The 16,526-nt window shown below is 39.8% G+C and carries 12 protein-coding genes; all 12 read right to left on the minus strand.

What is annotated here, in order from left to right:
- Positions 1–55: 55 nt before the first annotated feature.
- Positions 56–1,018 carry an ABC transporter permease gene (locus tag IW492_RS13710; RefSeq protein ID WP_202068219.1) on the minus strand — a complete coding sequence of 321 codons (963 nt, stop codon included), beginning with the start codon at positions 1,016–1,018 and terminating at the stop codon, positions 56–58.
- Positions 1,018–2,154 (minus strand): ABC transporter permease, encoded by a 1,137-nt coding sequence (locus IW492_RS13715; protein ID WP_236671922.1) that lies wholly within the window; start codon positions 2,152–2,154, stop codon positions 1,018–1,020. The genes IW492_RS13710 and IW492_RS13715 overlap by 1 nt, the downstream gene beginning before the upstream one ends.
- Complete coding sequence (locus IW492_RS13720; RefSeq protein ID WP_202068290.1) at positions 2,147–3,688, minus strand: ABC transporter ATP-binding protein; 1,542 nt, start codon at positions 3,686–3,688, stop codon at positions 2,147–2,149. The genes IW492_RS13715 and IW492_RS13720 overlap by 8 nt, the downstream gene beginning before the upstream one ends.
- A 412-nt stretch (positions 3,689–4,100) precedes the next feature.
- Positions 4,101–5,210, minus strand: coding sequence for a BMP family lipoprotein (locus IW492_RS13725; protein WP_202068222.1), 1,110 nt, complete (start codon positions 5,208–5,210; stop codon positions 4,101–4,103).
- Positions 5,211–5,296: 86 nt separating this feature from the next.
- Positions 5,297–5,692 (minus strand): cytidine deaminase, encoded by a 396-nt coding sequence (locus tag IW492_RS13730; RefSeq protein WP_202068223.1) that lies wholly within the window; start codon positions 5,690–5,692, stop codon positions 5,297–5,299.
- 52 nt (positions 5,693–5,744) lie between these two features.
- A complete protein-coding gene (gene deoC, locus IW492_RS13735) occupies positions 5,745–6,407 on the minus strand; it encodes a deoxyribose-phosphate aldolase (RefSeq protein ID WP_202068224.1) in 663 nt (220 codons plus the stop codon).
- Positions 6,408–6,435: 28 nt separating this feature from the next.
- On the minus strand, positions 6,436–7,737 hold the full coding sequence (locus IW492_RS13740; protein WP_202068225.1) for a pyrimidine-nucleoside phosphorylase: 1,302 nt from the start codon (positions 7,735–7,737) through the stop codon (positions 6,436–6,438).
- 132 nt (positions 7,738–7,869) lie between these two features.
- Entirely contained in the window at positions 7,870–8,886 is a 1,017-nt protein-coding gene (locus IW492_RS13745) for a LacI family DNA-binding transcriptional regulator (protein WP_202068226.1), read from the minus strand.
- 1,206 nt (positions 8,887–10,092) lie between these two features.
- Entirely contained in the window at positions 10,093–12,741 is a 2,649-nt protein-coding gene (locus IW492_RS13750) for a YfhO family protein (protein ID WP_202068227.1), read from the minus strand.
- A 20-nt stretch (positions 12,742–12,761) separates the two neighbouring features.
- A complete protein-coding gene (lepB, locus tag IW492_RS13755) occupies positions 12,762–13,478 on the minus strand; it encodes a signal peptidase I (protein WP_202068229.1) in 717 nt (238 codons plus the stop codon).
- A 577-nt stretch (positions 13,479–14,055) separates the two neighbouring features.
- Positions 14,056–15,183, minus strand: coding sequence for a DUF916 and DUF3324 domain-containing protein (locus IW492_RS13765; protein WP_202068233.1), 1,128 nt, complete (start codon positions 15,181–15,183; stop codon positions 14,056–14,058).
- 82 nt (positions 15,184–15,265) lie between these two features.
- Positions 15,266–16,021, minus strand: coding sequence for a WxL domain-containing protein (locus IW492_RS13770; protein WP_202068235.1), 756 nt, complete (start codon positions 16,019–16,021; stop codon positions 15,266–15,268).
- Between the last annotated feature and the right edge of the window lie 505 nt (positions 16,022–16,526).

Here is a 16,526-nt window from a genome sequence, read left to right on the forward strand (position 1 = left end):
AGGCAAGACTAAAGAAATGTTCCCATAGTCCCGCCCTGTTGTACAATCGTCTCTGTTATTTTGATTTAATATAATTCTGTCCGTTCGCTTTCGGTCCTGATGCTTTTCCTAAGAAAAGTACCAGTACAATCACTGTCAGTACGTATGGCGCTGACTGCAAATAAACATCCGATATTTTGGAAATCAAAGGAATGCTGGCTCCGGCGATACTCAGATTCTGAGCAAAGCCAAAGAATAAAGCTGCTCCCATCGCACCAAGCGGATTCCATTTACCGAAAATCATGGCAGCCATGGCGATGAAGCCCTGACCGGCAATCGTTGTTGCCGCGAAACGTCCGGCGATAGACTGTGCAAAAATTGCTCCGCCCATACCGCCTAAAAAGCCGGAAAGCATTACACCGGAATAGCGCATCATATATACATTAATTCCCAGTGTATCTGCTGCCTGAGGATTTTCACCAACAGAACGCAGTCGCAGACCGAAGCGTGTTTTAAAGATAACAAACCAGGCAATCACTGCAATGCCGACCGCAAAGTAGGCAGGCAGGAATGTTCGTTTAAAGAATAGATCTCCGATAATCGGAATATCTTTTAAAATTGGAAATGCAAAATAACCAAATGATTTAGCAATTGTGTCTGTCTGACCTTTTCCATAAATAACTTTAACAAGGAAAATCGCCAGTGCAGGTGCCATCAAATTAATAACCGTTCCGCTAATAATGTGATCCGCACGCAAATTGACAGTCGCCACAGCATGAAGCAGCGAGAACAGCAGACCCACAGCTCCGCCGACCAGACAGGCCAGCCAAGGCGTAAGGCTTCCAAATGTTTCAGCAAAAGTTAAGTTGAACACCACTGAACTAAATGCCCCCATAACCATAATACCTTCCAAACCCACATTTACAATCCCGCTTCGTTCTGAGAAAGTTCCGCCCAATGCAGTTAAAATCAACGGAGTGGAATAAAATAATGTCTGATTGATAATCGTTTGAATTGTTGACATTAACGCTGCATCCATTAGATTTCCCCTCCTTCTTGACTCTCATTATTCCCTGTTGTTTCTATCTCCTGAACAACAGCCAGTTCTTTTTTCCCTCCGGTTGTTTTCGCCATAAAGAAACGAATCAGATAATTGATTCCCACAAAGAATATAATTGACGCAATAACTACATCTACTAATTCAGTAGGTACTCCGGCTCTAAGCGGCATTCCCTGTCCGCCGAGCTTCAGAATACTAAACAGCAAGGCAGACAACAGAATTCCTATCGAACTGCCGGCTCCCAGCAGAGACACCGCCATCCCATCAAATCCAATACTCAGAGAAGAGCCTTGGACAAAGAAGTTTTGGAATGTCCCCAGCCCCTGAACCACACCACCAAGACCAGCTAGTGTCCCGGAAATAATCATGGAAAGAATAATCGTCCGTTTACTGCTCATCCCAGCATATTCAGAAGCAAATGGATTCAACCCAACTGAACGGATTTCAAAGCCAGCCGTTGTTTTCTTCATTAAGAACCAAACAAGGACAAGGAAAATCAGAGCCAGAAGAATCCCTAAATTCAACCGTGAGCCATTACTCATTTCAGTCAAAAACGAATTTCTAAGAGTTGCATTCGCTCCAACCATCTTCGTTACACCTTTATTACTCATCACGTCCGATGACATCACATTGTTCACAATATGCGTACTTGCGTAAAGCAGGACATAGTTCATCATAATTGTTACGATGACCTCACTCGTTCCAAAATAGGCCCGGAGAATCCCAGGGATAGCTGCAGCTGCAGCTCCCGCCAGTGCTCCGGCTAAAATAGCCAGCGGCAATACGATGATTCTTGATGTATCCGGCATAGACAAAGCCACCCAAATACTTGCAACCCAGCCGCAAAGTGCCTGTCCGGAAAGTCCGATATTAAAGAAACCGGCTGAATTGGCAACAGAAAATCCTAACGCCGTAAAGATAAGCGGACCGGCTGTTACAAAGATTTCCCCGATATTTTTAGGTCCCTGTCCAAAAACAGTTGTAAACATTGCAGCATATCCTTTAACAGGAGAATAGCCGAAAATCAACATAATAATTGCTCCAAGTACAAACCCCATAACAACTGAGAGGATAGGAACCATAATATTTCTTAATTTTTCTGATTTATCATTCAACAGAATCACCTGCTTCCACAGTGTTTAGCTCTCGACGGGCTTCTTCCAGTGAATAGCCTGCCATCAAAAGTCCCAGTTCATTTTCCGAAGTCTCTTTCGGATCAACAATTCCCACAATCTTGCCGGCATGAATAACAGCAATACGGTCTGAAACATTAAGAATTTCATCCAGCTCAAAGCTGACAACTAAAACAGCCTTATTCTGGTTGCGTTGTTCAATCAAACGTTTATGAATGTACTCAATTGCTCCGACATCCAGACCCCGTGTCGGCTGTGAAACAATCAGCAGATCCGGATTGCGATCCACTTCTCTGGCAATAATTGCTTTTTGCTGATTTCCACCAGATAAAGCTTTTGCCGGAACCAGTTCGTTCGTTGTCCGTACGTCATATTCTTCAATCAGCTTACGCGCATACTCATCAATCTTATTGTAATTCAACACGCCATTTTTACTTAAAGGTTTTTGATAGTACGTCTGCAGTGCAATATTCTCTGCCAGTGTCATTTCCAGAACCAATCCATATTTATGACGGTCTTCAGGCACATGCCCAACACCCGCTTCTGTGATCTGGCGAGGCTTTTGATTTACAATGGATTTTCCATTTAATTCAATCGTGCCGCTTTCAATCTTTCTCAGTCCTGTCAGAGCCTGAATCAATTCAGACTGTCCGTTTCCGTCAATTCCAGCAATCCCGACCACTTCACCGGCACGAACATCCAGACTCAATCCCTTCACAGCTTCAAGTCCGCGACTTTCTTTTACTACCAGATTATTAATTGAAAGTACTGTTTCCGAAGGCTTTGCCGGTTCTTTTTCTGTCTTAAATGACACAGAACGACCTACCATCATGTCAGCCAGCTGTTGAGAGGAAACATCTTTAATATCTACAGTATCAATACTTTTCCCTCTGCGAATAACGGTACAGCGATCGGCTACCTTTTTGATTTCATCCAGTTTATGCGTAATCAAAATGATTGATTTACCTTCTTTTACCAATCCGTGCATAATATCAATCAGCTCATCAATTTCCTGAGGTGTCAGTACAGCTGTCGGTTCATCAAAAATTAAAATATTCGCTCCGCGGTAAAGAGTTTTCAGAATTTCCACTCTTTGCTGCATACCAACAGAAACATCTCTGATGTAGGCATTGGGATTCACATCCAGACCATATCTTTCCGATACTTTTTTGATCTCTTCAACCGCTTTTTTACGATCAAGAACGCCGCCTTTAGCCGGTTCATTACCAAGTATGATATTCTCGGTAACTGTAAAGGCGTCAACCAGCATAAAATGCTGATGGACCATTCCTATTCCCAACCGGTTTGCTGCTGTAGGACCATTAATATCTACTTTTTTCCCGTCTATGTAGATTTCACCTGATGTCGGTTCCAAAAGTCCTGATAAAACATTCATCAGTGTCGATTTACCTGCTCCGTTTTCTCCCAGTAATGCGTGGATTTCTCCGGGTTTCACCTGCAGATTGATGTTGTCATTCGCTTTGAATGTGCCGAATTGTTTTGTAATGTTGCGCATCTCAATGACATAGTTTTCAGCCACGTTTTTCACATCCTAATATTTTTTTCACTTGTACCAAGCAGTAATATACTAAATTTCAAATTAACTGCCAATTCATAACAGTCATGTAACGCAAAGCCCGGGGAATCATGCTTAAAAGCCGAGAGACAAAATCTGTTGTGTGACTTTTAAGAAAACAGGTTAGTTTATGCCTTATAGTACCAGTAAAGAAGCTCTCGAAGCTTCCCAGGTAAACTAGTTTATCTATCCTGCTTTCTTAGAAACCGGAACATTTATTGAACAAAGTCAAAGCGAAAGATTCTTTCTGTCCAAAACAGGAAGTTCTCCCGCTTCTTCTTTGTTTCAAAAGCAGAGACTGAGATACTGCTGTTTGTAATTAATATCTCAGCCTCCCAGTTCAACTAGTTGTTTAGTCTTTTACATCTTCTGGAACTTCCGGAACAGTGACTTCTTCAGCAATGATTTTTTCTTTCGCAGTATCAACAGCTTTTAGAGCATCTTCACTTAAGAAGCCCTCTGTCAAATCAACTCCGCCGTCTTTCAAACCATATACTTTATGTTCGCCGCCAGGGAATTTGTCTTCTAAAGCAAGATTAGAAATATCTTTCACTGCCGTACCCACTCCTTTAAGAGTAGAAGTCAATGTAAAGTTGTCTTCTTTTCCATCTTTAGTTGTGAATTTCCCTTCAGCTTCCTGATCACTATCAACACCGATAACCCATACTTTGTCCTGGTCGCCCGTTTCGTTTAAATCTTTTGCTTCCTGGAAGACTCCGGCACCTGTACCGCCTGAAGCGTGGAAGATGATGTCGACACCACTTTGGTACATTGCAGCTGCAAGTGATTTACCTTTTGCAGGGTCGCCAAATGAAGCAGCATATTTAACATCTACTGTGATGTCTTTGCCTAATTCCTCTGCCGCATCTGCAACGCCCTGACGGAAACCAGCTTCAAAGCGATCAATTACAACCCCTTCTTCACCGCCGATAAATCCAACTTTATCTGTTAATGTTGTATTCGCTGCAGCAACACCTGCTAGATAAGAGGCTTCGTGATCTTTAAATGTTGCAGAAACAACATTGTCTTTTCCTTCAATTACACTGTCAATAATACCGAATTGAGTATCAGGATTTTGATCTGCAGCAGCACTGATAGAATCAGCAAGCAGATAACCAATACCAAATATTGTATTGAAACCATTGGATACAGCTGTATCAATATTTGTTACATACTCAGAAGCATCATTTGACTGGATGTAATCATAACCACCTGCGCCTTTTGACAAGCCATTTTCTTTACCCCATTCCTGCAATCCTTCCCACGCAGATTGGTTAAAGGATCTGTCATCCACGCCGCCGATATCTGTTACAATGACTACACTGTGTTCAGCATCTGTCGAACCGCCTGCTGAGCCGCCGTCTGTTGAATCCGTAGTTCCGCCGTTTCCGCCGCATGCCGCTAACGCAACTGTTAAAGCAGCCGCAACTACACCTAGACCAAATAATTTTGCTTTTTTCATTTCTGTAAAGCCCCCTAAATAAAATAGTTTTATATTTCCAACAGCCAGGATGACTGAATGAAACTGATGTAATAACGCTAGAAATTCTACATGTCGTCTTCTGTAAATGCATATGGCAGCAGTTCAGCTACCGTTGTTTCTTTTGATACACCCTTATCACCGACCAGAGTTACCGGCATATCAGGATCACAAAACTCTGCAATAACTTGACGACAAGCACCGCAGGGAGAAATAGGTCTTGGCGTATGTCCTGCCACAACCAAATGTTTAAATTTGCGCTTTCCTTCTGAAACAGCTTTAAATATAGCTGTCCGTTCTGCACAATTCGTCAAGCCATAAGATGCGTTCTCAATATTAACACCTTGATAGATCTCGTCGTCTTCAGTTACAAGACAGGCGCCGACCGGAAAATGTGAATAAGGAACATAAGCCTTATCCAATGCATCTTCTGCAACAGCAAGCCATTCTGGTTTCACAGTCATGAGTTTCCCACTTTCCTGTTCATTTCATTTGTTTTAAAATCAGTCAGTATTATCAGTAACCAGTACCTGTAGCACCTTCCATAATAGATACGCCGGCACTCGTCCCGATTCTTGTTGCACCTGCATCAATCATTGCCTGAGCTTCTTCTTTATTGTGGATACCGCCTGAAGCTTTCACTCCCATGTCGGGTCCCACAGTTTCCCGCATCAGCTTCACATCTTCTACTGTTGCTCCGCCTGTTGAAAATCCTGTAGATGTTTTAACAAAATCTGCACCTGCTTCTTTTGCCAGCTCACAGGCCTTTACTTTTTCTTCATCTGTAAGCAGTGCTGTTTCGATAATTACTTTTACCAGTGCTTTATCGGCTGCCGCCTGAACAACTGCCTGAATATCCTTCAACACTTTTTTATAATGCTTCGATTTCAGTGCACCAACATTTATCACCATATCCACTTCATCTGCACCATTGGCAATCGCATCTCTTGTTTCATATGCTTTCACTTCCGAAGTATTAGCTCCTAAAGGAAATCCGATCACTGTACAAGTAGAAACGTTTGTCCCTGCCAGCTTTTCATTCGCCAAAGCTGCCCAGAAAGGATTCACACAGACAGAGAAAAACTCATATTTTTTTGCTTCTTCAATTATTCTCAACACATCTTCTTCTGAGGCATTTGCTTTCAAGATTGTGTGATCGATCATTCGATTTATTCCCACATTTGACACTTCCCTTTTCTTTAATATTTTACAGAGTAATTATATCATGAATCAGAACAGGTTCCTCGCCTGAATCCCCGATTTCAATATTTTTATAAAGCATTTCTTTGATATTCCCGATTTCTTCTTTATTTGAATAAATCGTCAGTAAGGATTCTCCTTCAGAAACCGGCATACCAACTTTCTTATGCAGCTTAATTCCTACTGCATAATCAATCGCATCTTCCTTTGTTGCCCTTCCTGCACCCAAAAGCATGGCCGCAATCCCGATCTCATTTGCAACAATTCGCTGGACAACGCCTGTTTTTTTTGCAGGTAAATCAATCTGGTATTTTGCTGTAAGCAAGCATTCAGGATTATCAACGATTGTCTCGTCGCCGCCCTGATTGCGAATCATTTCTTTGAATTTGGCCAACGCAGCACCAGATTTCAAGGCTTCTTCCAAAAGCCCGCGTGCTTCTTCCAATGTCGCTGCTTTTTCAGCAAGTACGACCATTTGACTGCCTAACGCGTAGCACATTTCCACTAAATCTTCCGGACCGTTCCCTTGCAGTGTTTCAATCGCTTCAACAATTTCCAGACTGTTTCCAATCGCTTCGCCTAATGGCTGAGACATATCTGAAATCACTGCCATCGTATTTCTGTTGGCCAGTTTGCCAATGCGAACCATTGTTTCAGCAAGACGACGCGCTTCATCCAGATTTTTCATGAATGCGCCCTCACCAGTCGTGACATCCAGCACAATAGCATCTGCCCCCGCAGCAATTTTCTTGCTCATAATGGAGCTGGCAATCAATGGAATGGAGCTGACTGTGGCAGTCACATCACGTAAAGCATAGAGCTTTTTATCCGCCGGAGCCAATTCTCCTGATTGACCAATTACTGCTACATGACTTTCATTCACCAGCTGAATAAAACGTTCATCCGGTAATTCCACCTGAAACCCCGGTATAGCTTCCAGCTTATCGATCGTTCCGCCGGTATAGCCCAGTCCTCTGCCGGACATTTTAGCTACACTGACACCGACACTTGCTACTAAAGGAGCTAAAATCAGTGTGGTGGTATCTCCCACACCGCCTGTTGAATGCTTATCCACTTTAATTCCCTTTATGCCGGACAGATCAATGGTTTCACCTGAATGCGCCATTGCCAGAGTCATCTCTGTTATTTCTTCATCTGTCATGTCCTGATAAAAAACCGTCATCAAAAATGCACTGATCTGATAATCGGGAATATCTCCTTTTGTATATCCGTCAATAATAAACTGAATTTCTTCTTTATTCAGCTTTCCTCCATCACGCTTCTTTTCGATCAAATCGACCATTCTCATGATTATTTCCTCCGAATCCCCAATGTTGTATTATGCACTAAAAAACTCTGCTGATGGATGTTTGGTAAACCAGTTTACTAAATCCAATCAGCAGAAAAAGAAAGCGCTTCTAAAACGAACTTTACCTTTTTTCTACGCATTGTCAATTTCTTTTGTACTGTTTCTTTCAATAAAGGTGGCTTCAAATATCTTATTGGGCATCTTTTCCCCTTCATCATGGATGGCATCAACCAAAAATTTCGCAGCAAAATAACCAATATCAAATGCGGGCTGATAGACAGTTGTCAAAGTCGGTGTCAGATATTTGGATATTTCCAGTCCGTCAAATCCAATGATCGAAATATCTTCCGGAATTCGCAGTCCCTTTTCAAATACAGCCTGATACGCACCGATAGCCATCTCATCGTTACCACAAAAAATTGCTGTAACCTCTTTGTTTTTTAACACTTCTTTAGCTGCCTGATAGCCGCCCTTCAAGGTGAGTTCCCCGCTTTGAATGTAGGCCTCCGTGATTGCAATCTCATGCTTTTCCAAGGTGTCTCTATATGCTGTCACTCGTTCTGTCAGCTTGTAGTAGCCCTGGCTTTCCTTCAGCATCCCAATATGACGGTGCCCTTTTGCTATTAATGATTCCATTGCCTGGCAGGCACCTTCGTACTCCTCAATCAGAAGCTGCCCCTGATCCCGTGTGTTGATTCCCCTATCTATAAGCACCACCGGAAATGAAGACTGCAGGTGACGATGCAGAACATGGTCTTCCGGTAAAATATTTGGTGTTGCCAAAATAATACCATCTACCGACCGATGAAGCAGTTCACTTACATATTTCGTTTCCTCTTCCTCACTGTGCTTGGAGTTGCAAAGAAGAATCATATAACCAAGTGAGTTGAGATAGGTTTCAACTCCTTCAATAATTTTCGAAAAGAAAAAATCAGTCACATCAGGTACAATCATTCCGATTGTTTTGGAATGGCGTGTAATGATGTTCGATGCAAAAAAATCTGGTTTGTATTGATGCTTTTCAACAATTTCCAGGACTTTTTCTCTTGTTTCTTTGCTAAATCGGCTGCCTTTATTATTAAGTATCTGAGAAACTGTGGTGACTGAAACACCTGCCAGTTCAGCTACTTCCCTAATGGTTAATTTCATCCTCGATTAGCTCCCTATAAAATCCCATACATTTTCAAAAATACTGAATTGAACAAAGTCATTTTACCAAAAATGTTCGGATAAATACAGAAAAATAAAAAATTTATCATAATAAAAATAACAGCATTTTTTCATTTTATTTTCTGAAAACAAGTAAACAACACCTTAGTAATCGACCGTTAGATACCTCTCAACATTTGTGAAATTTACTGAAAATTTTCAGAATCCTGGAAACATATTTAAGTCAAAAGACGAATATTCTATTTTTATTGAAAGACCTTCACTAAAACAGTTCGATTCTACTTCCCTTTACACGGACTCGAAGTCCCAACATACTTAAAACTGATTCTGAAAGTGTTCTAGACAAGCCTATTTTAACTGGATTTTAGCTATGGGGCTTTTTTTATGATCAACTGTTGCACTTAACATGTATATTCAAGACTAAAAAAAGGACTTTACAGACTTAAGTAAAAAAACAAAAGAAAACGTTTGCGAAACAACAGTTATGTAGTATTGTAAATTCAATAATTTGAAAGGTAGGGTGTTATTATGAACAAGTTTTTTAGGAAGACAATTGGGTTGGTGAGTTTAACAACAATTTTAGCAGCTTTGTTACCAGGGAGACGGTTCTAGCTACTGAAGATTCTCCACAAGAATGGGCTGGTTTATCTGGAATGGAACTGCTTCGGGATTCACTTTCTTTCGTTGTGAAAGAAAGGCTTGTTTAGATAGTGTCATGTCAGAGGCCCCCTTTCGTTTTAAATAGTGGTAAACTTCCATCGTTGCGGTAAGGTCACGTTTGAAAAGAAATGAATAAATGACCTCTTTTAAAGGGAATTTTCGATTCCGGTAAAACTGTTCGGCGAATCAGGGAATAGTACAATGGAATGGAACTGAGAAAAACCGAGTAAGCGGGCAGTCAGATCAAATCGCTTGTGATAGGGAACAGCCATGCAAATCACCCCTTTTCTTTTACTGTAAAAGATTTTGGGAGAAAAGAAAAGAGAAACTCCAACTTTTTTTCGGAGTTTCTCTTAAGTTGACGATGTTACCTACTTGGTTCTTGAGACAGAACACTTCTGTCACAACCTCATTTTTTCTAACTGGTAACTATCAAACCTTAACCGTTTACCAACTATTAGGGCGTATCTGAAAAATTCGGTTTCCTCCATAATTTTCAGATACACCCTGTTTTTTTCTGCTTCATTATTTTGTCATAGTGTAAAAAGGATCATTAGAATTTTTTCGAAGCAGCCAGATATAAAAAATGAAGCTCCCCGTACACAGAATAAACAACACAGTACCTGCTACAAATCCCTGCGGAAGGAAGACAAATTCAATTGTATGCTTTCCTGCCTCTACCGGTAAAGTCAGCAATGCCTGTTTGAAAATTGGAATTTCAGCCTCCTCACCATCGATATATGCTTTCCAGCCTTTATCATAGGGAATAGTAGTAAAAATCACCTGATTTTCCGATAAGTCAACTTCAGCTGTTGCTTTCCTGCCGGAAACTTCAAAATCGACAGCTTTTTTCTGAATATTTTCAACAGCACTTACAAACTTATTTACATCTAAAAACGCCGCCTCTGGCTTAACAATAGTAAATTTGCTGTCATTTACATAGACTTCATTTTTTTCCAAATTTGTAATAGTCATTTTTACTTTAACCGTTTTTGCTTCTTCATAATAGCCCAGAGAATAGTATTGTCCGGTTTCAACTACAGAACTTTGATAAGCTGTTCCCTCAACATCAAACTCAATAACCGGTGCGGCAAACGTCTTATAATCTACTGGATAAATACTTACGTAGCCCTGTTTTCCCGCCGGTACGTCCACTTCCCATTCCAATACTACAGGCTCTTCAATATCGTTCGGAGTATAGGTCACTATATCCGTTTTGTTGATTTTGTTTGTTTCAATCGTAACATTTTCTGAATCTGTCAAGTTTATTTCATCAAAGGAAAAATAGACTTCATCTAAAGCTGCCAAATGATTCAATAAGGATACCTGGGTTTCAACAGCTCCTTTTTCGTAAATCCCTGCATCCGTCAACATCCCCAAAGGCAATGCATAATTATTTTCATATAAACTAAATTCACCTTGTTCCGCAATCTTTGAGTAACCAAACTTCAAATTATCTTCTTGAGCTAAATTATACTTAATGCCAACCAGTGCATCCATAATCAGCGTGTTATTTGCATACCTTATGTTCAAATTGGTACCAGTTGACCGGTAGCCCAATGCATTCAGAAAATAAGAAGAATGTCTGTTTCTAATAGAAGAAAACATATTCACACCACTGTATCCATAGTTAAAGGCATCATTCGCAGAAACAGGATTAAGGTTTTCCATACGATAAAAGCCTTCTGCTTCTTCTTTTGTCTTATCTACCAGTGTTTTAATATCTTCGTAAGGTTCCGCATAATATTTTCTGCTGGGGTAATGCCATTCGTAAAGAATACCGCTGATCAGCACATAGCTGTTAAACATGGCTTCACTGCAAGCAAAAAGGACAAATAAAATACTTAACCACTTTTTTACTTTGCTTTGCTTTTTCATAAAGAAGAACAAGAATAAATAAATCAGCAATAATCCTAAAGTAAAAAGGAGACTCCAAGGATTGATATAATCGTAGTCCCCTCGATCTGTTACAAGCTTTGTTATTATATACGCAGTAATCAGCCCGACAACAATAGTTGCCAGCAGATCAAACTCTTCCTTTTCAAACTTTTCCCAGCCATAGCCTGCCAATGTCAGCAATAAAAAAGAGAAAACAAAGCTGAATCGGAAATTAAACATATTCGGCGTATGCATTCCCTGCCACATCAAATTAAGTGGTTCAAGATAGAAACTAGTGAAAATAAACAGTAGAAGCAGACCATAGCTCAGCTTCTTTTGCCAGTTTATTTTTTTTGTCAGAAAGAAGAACAGACTGAACATCAATGTAATCAAGCCGACGTAAATATAGGGAGTGGAAACTAGTTTCGTACTGTCATAAACCCCTACCATATTCTTAATAACCACATCAAATAATCCAGTATATTTTGTTTTTAATTGAGCGATTTCACTAAATGATTCTCCATTATTGCTTAAATCTGCAATGGTAGGCAAAATGATAATCATTGAAGCTCCGCCAGCCAGCAATGAGGTAATCAAATACATTGGAATACTTGATAAATATTGTTTTTTTTCTGTAAAAAGACGTACCCAATAATAGAGGAAAGAAAAAACGCCTACAATAAAGGCCATGTAAAAATTAGAAACAAACAGTAGAAAATAACTGATAAATAAAAGAATCGGTTGTTTTCGATCCATCAGTCGATTAATGCCTAAAATAATCAGCGGAAGATACATCAGGGAATCCTGCCACATAACTATTTCCGAATATGCAACAGTAAAAGACATCAGTGCATAGGAAAAACTCATTATCAGTTGTCCCCAGCGAGGAATCTTAAATGTACGATAAGCATAAAGCCAGAAAGCACCGCCGATACAGCCGATTTTTAACAGAGTTAGATAATACAAAAAATCCGGCATCTGTAAATTATTAAAAAAGATGACCAGCGGACTGAATATCCCTCCCAGATAATAGGAGATAAAAGACCAGTAATTCAGACCCAACGAGCTGTTCCACGTGTAAAAGATGCTTTGCTCGCCTCTTAACGTATTATTTAAGCTGGCAAAAAAATTGGCATATTGCGAAAATGAATCACTGGCAAGAATGGTTCGATGCTCACTGCCGGGATAAACACCGATTTTCGCGTAGACAATGATCATAACAAGAATTGGGAGCACAATACTTAACGAAAAAAAGCACCCTTCATTTTTAAAAAATGTATGTATATTTTTTTTCATCTTCAGCCTCATTTCTTTTATTAATGAATAAAGCCAACCTTATTAAATGGAAAGTAGCGAATATCCACTACTCCCTCAATCTGCTCTGCTTTTATAAAACCAAGCGTCCGGCTATCTGTTGAACGGTTCCGATTATCCCCTAAAACAAAATAATGATCCTGAGGAATTTCTTTTATTTCCTTCAGTTGCTCGCACAGTGCTTCTGAATCTATCTGCAGTACAATTGTGCTGTCCGGCAATTGACCGCTATGTATTAATTCTTCCAGATCTACAGCAGAAAACAGGTTTTCGACCAGATATAAACGGCCCTTATTCAAGCAGACTTTATCTCCCGGCATACCGATTACTCGTTTCACATAAGAGCTGTCTTCTGTCTCCTGATCAAAAGTGACAATATCATAACGGTGTATTGCTTTCCCTTTATGTGTCAGAAGCCTGTCGCCATTTTGAAGCGTCGGCTCCATAGATTGTCCGCTGACAAAATGAGAACGAAAATTCATCAGAGAATAGAGACACAGACATACAAACAAAATAAAAAGAATATTTTCAAGTATGCCATACCCCTTACTTAACCACTGTCTCCATATTCGATATTCTTTTTGCTTTGCAGTTTCTTTTTGAGTCCTCATTTTACGTTTTTTTCTAATCAGCTGATTTTTTACAGATATCTCTTTTTTTACCCGTTTTCTATGAAATCGATCAGAAGCCCCGGCTTTTTTTCTTTGTGATGTCTCCATAAAAAACTCCTTAATTTATAGTCCTCTCATCTCATGAAGAAGAAATAGCTTCATCTTCCCCACTCCAATAATATCTTTCGCATCTACCAATCTGCAGTAACAGCTGTCTGCCCCAAAAAATCAATTATTCCCTAAAACAAAATATTTTTCTTCTGGTATTCTATTTGAGCTGCTGCCCGGAATACCTTTCATTGAAATGTTTTCAGTCAGATGACAGTTCCCATCTCTTGCTTCCACCAATGATTCAGTCAAAAATCATTCTGGTTTTAATTTACTATTCCCCAGCAGTTCACTCTGAACGAAACTGTTTCTTTCTTCTGGAAGACCAATTACACTCTTATAGAAATTGCTTCCTTATGATTCGGTACCTTAAAATATATCAGTGGGAAGCGATTGATTTTACTTACTTTACTGACAAAGACCCAATCCCCCTCTTCCAGCTCCAGTGACATCCCCCCTGCTAACTTTCGACAGAGTAAATGTAAATAAAGAGATCGTGCAGATTAACAGAGGGGAGAAAAAACACTGAAGTATATTCATACGTTTGGCAGAATCGTTCAATTTATAGAATCAGCAGTTATCTGTTCCTGTACCTTGGTTTCTCCATTTCTCTATTTCTTTTTGGAGGCTGCTTTTTCCTAGGTTTCTGATTTCTCTTAGGTTTCTTATTTATTTTCCGTACAATCAAAAAAATAAGAATGATGACAACCAGCAGAATTCCCGCAACAATCAGAATCAGCATCCAGTTGATACCTGCCTCCTGAACCAGTGTCAAGTCCTGTTCGTTAAATTTTTTCGCTTCTTCGTTAGAAATAGTAAACTCCTGTTCCCACTGCCAACGTCCTCCGGCTTGAGTAGTAACCAGTATTTTTGCAAGATAATCTCCTCCAACCATCCTTTCCCCATTCATTGAGACAGGGAAATTAATTAAAGAGTTAGGGGCCATTCGCATATTCATTTTTTCCATATCATAAAGTACTTCATCTGAATTCTTTTTCATAATCTGGACATTTACAGTCATATCATTAACATAAACCGGTTGAATGTTGGAAAAATTAATATACACAGAATTTCGAAAATTATTCAATTCAGGATAGACTTTATTCAGTTTTAATTCCGGCTCTATAGCCTCTGTATCTGCCTCACTCAGTAGAATCCCTGTTTGATAGACAAATTTATTTTTGATCATTCCTCCGTCTGTTTCAGTATCCAGACCTTCTGTATCTTTTTCTCTCAATCCGACAGCTCCAGAAATATAGCCTTCAAAAGAGGCTTCCGGCATAGCAATATCCAGATTCAATATTTCCTGACTGTTCGGAGGCAGAACAACTTCTTCCGGACCTTTTACAATATCAGCGAAATCATATTTTAAAGATGCATCCTTCTCAATCTGATTGGGTCCATACTCGATTACACCATTACTGTTGGTTTTCGCGCCATTCAATTCAACTACAATAGTTATTTCCTTGTCTGATGAATTATTTAATTGAATTTGGATTGTTTGCTGCTGTCCGGGAGTCATTCTAAGATCAAAATAGCCGACTTCTGGATTATGTTGGTTTTCTGGCAGAATCACCTTATAAAAAAAGCCTTTCAGCTCTTCCTGAGTTCCACCCGCTTCCTCTGCTTCTACAGGTATAGAAAATAGAAATGCAACAGTTGTTATGTATAAAAAAGTAAGTATTCTAAAAATATTTTTTTTCATGTTAGGGTCCTGGTCCTTTCTTATCCTGAAAATAAGACACCGATTCCGAAGAATCGGTGATCTTTTCGAACAATAGGTTTAATTAGTTTGCATCAGCAATTGTCCAAGTGATTTCAGCTTGGTACTGACCTGCTTTCAATACGTTATCCCCAGGTACAGTCAATGTAACACCATCGTACGTATCGGCTTGTGCATTCGCAGTTGTATCGAACATAATTTCAAATACACCAAAGCCTTTTCCATCTTCATTGCTTTCAACAAATACTTGTGCTTTTGATCCGTCATCTGCAAACTCTAATGAAGTTACCTCTTGTACAGCATCTGTTGGAAGTGTTGCAGCGTTTGTACCTGTTACCAATGAAATATTTTTGTAAGTCAGTGTAGCTCCATCTAATGTAGAACTCATTGCCGTATTAGTGAATTGAGAAGTCAACGCTGCTTTGACTGTATAGTAGTTGCTGGCTACATCAGATCGAACATCCTGGAACCGTACAAAGTGTGCAGTTGTCTGGTTACCGTCAGTAAATGGCAATGCATCGTAAGTCTTTTCTGAATCATTTGCAACAATCGCATGTGAATCAAAATCAATGTCAGTTACAGAAACAACTTTCAAAGTCCCTGGATTTGGGTTTTGAGAAGGTGCCGTCAATGGGTCACCAGTTGATTCACCTGGAGGCAGGTTTGTTGGGTTAGTCGATGTATCAGTTGTAAATTCAACTGTACCTTTCCCAGATGCATCTGTTCCGTCAAAATCTGCTTTTGTTGCTGAAGGGATCGCAAGCCCTGCTCCTACTGCTGCCAATAAAGCAGCGCCTACTAATTTGTGTGAAGTTTTCATGTGTGTATTTCCTCCTATATATTACATGTTTTTATTTATGGCAACTCAGATACTATCCAAGTTATCATCGTTTCATATGCTACTGGATCTTTTTATGCAGCTGCCGGTATTATTAAGCTAAGTGCTTCATTTTGATAGATGGGCCTACCGTTAGAATCTGGATTTATTACCGGATTACCGGCACTATCCAAGCAAGGGAGAAGTAAGTGCTTCATCTTGTCCGTTTTTCATTTTATACGGAAGCTCTGAAGATAATGGACCATTGCCTTCCCCTATATTGGGATTTTCCTCTGCCAGATCATAGATATGTCTAATATTTTCAATCCAAATCACATCTTTTTGAATAACGGGTGCTTTTGAAAATTTCTGGGTGAATTCACCCAGAAATTGCCCAAAGAGATCACTGCTCCATCTAGTTCTTTGTTTTCAGTTGAGTCATTTTTAAAACGCATTTCTTGTCTTATCGGACATACGTACATTTGACCCAAAATTAAATTGCGGTACA

This window comes from Enterococcus sp. BWB1-3, assembly GCF_016745275.1.
Lineage (GTDB): Bacteria > Bacillota > Bacilli > Lactobacillales > Enterococcaceae > Enterococcus_L.

What these genes read in the sequence shown, in the direction of transcription:
- IW492_RS13730 (WP_202068223.1), bottom strand. Translation starts at nt 5,692, where the DNA reads ATGACTGTGAAACCAGAATGGCTTGCTGTTGCAGAAGATGCATTGGAT.
- IW492_RS13720 (WP_202068290.1), bottom strand. Translation starts at nt 3,688, where the DNA reads ATGCGCAACATTACAAAACAATTCGGCACATTCAAAGCGAATGACAAC.
- lepB (WP_202068229.1), bottom strand. Translation starts at nt 13,478, where the DNA reads ATGGAGACATCACAAAGAAAAAAAGCCGGGGCTTCTGATCGATTTCAT.
- IW492_RS13745 (WP_202068226.1), bottom strand. Translation starts at nt 8,886, where the DNA reads ATGAAATTAACCATTAGGGAAGTAGCTGAACTGGCAGGTGTTTCAGTC.
- IW492_RS13710 (WP_202068219.1), bottom strand. Translation starts at nt 1,018, where the DNA reads ATGGATGCAGCGTTAATGTCAACAATTCAAACGATTATCAATCAGACA.
- IW492_RS13765 (WP_202068233.1), bottom strand. Translation starts at nt 15,183, where the DNA reads ATGAAAAAAAATATTTTTAGAATACTTACTTTTTTATACATAACAACT.
- IW492_RS13725 (WP_202068222.1), bottom strand. Translation starts at nt 5,210, where the DNA reads ATGAAAAAAGCAAAATTATTTGGTCTAGGTGTAGTTGCGGCTGCTTTA.
- IW492_RS13740 (WP_202068225.1), bottom strand. Translation starts at nt 7,737, where the DNA reads ATGAGAATGGTCGATTTGATCGAAAAGAAGCGTGATGGAGGAAAGCTG.
- IW492_RS13750 (WP_202068227.1), bottom strand. Translation starts at nt 12,741, where the DNA reads ATGAAAAAAAATATACATACATTTTTTAAAAATGAAGGGTGCTTTTTT.
- IW492_RS13770 (WP_202068235.1), bottom strand. Translation starts at nt 16,021, where the DNA reads ATGAAAACTTCACACAAATTAGTAGGCGCTGCTTTATTGGCAGCAGTA.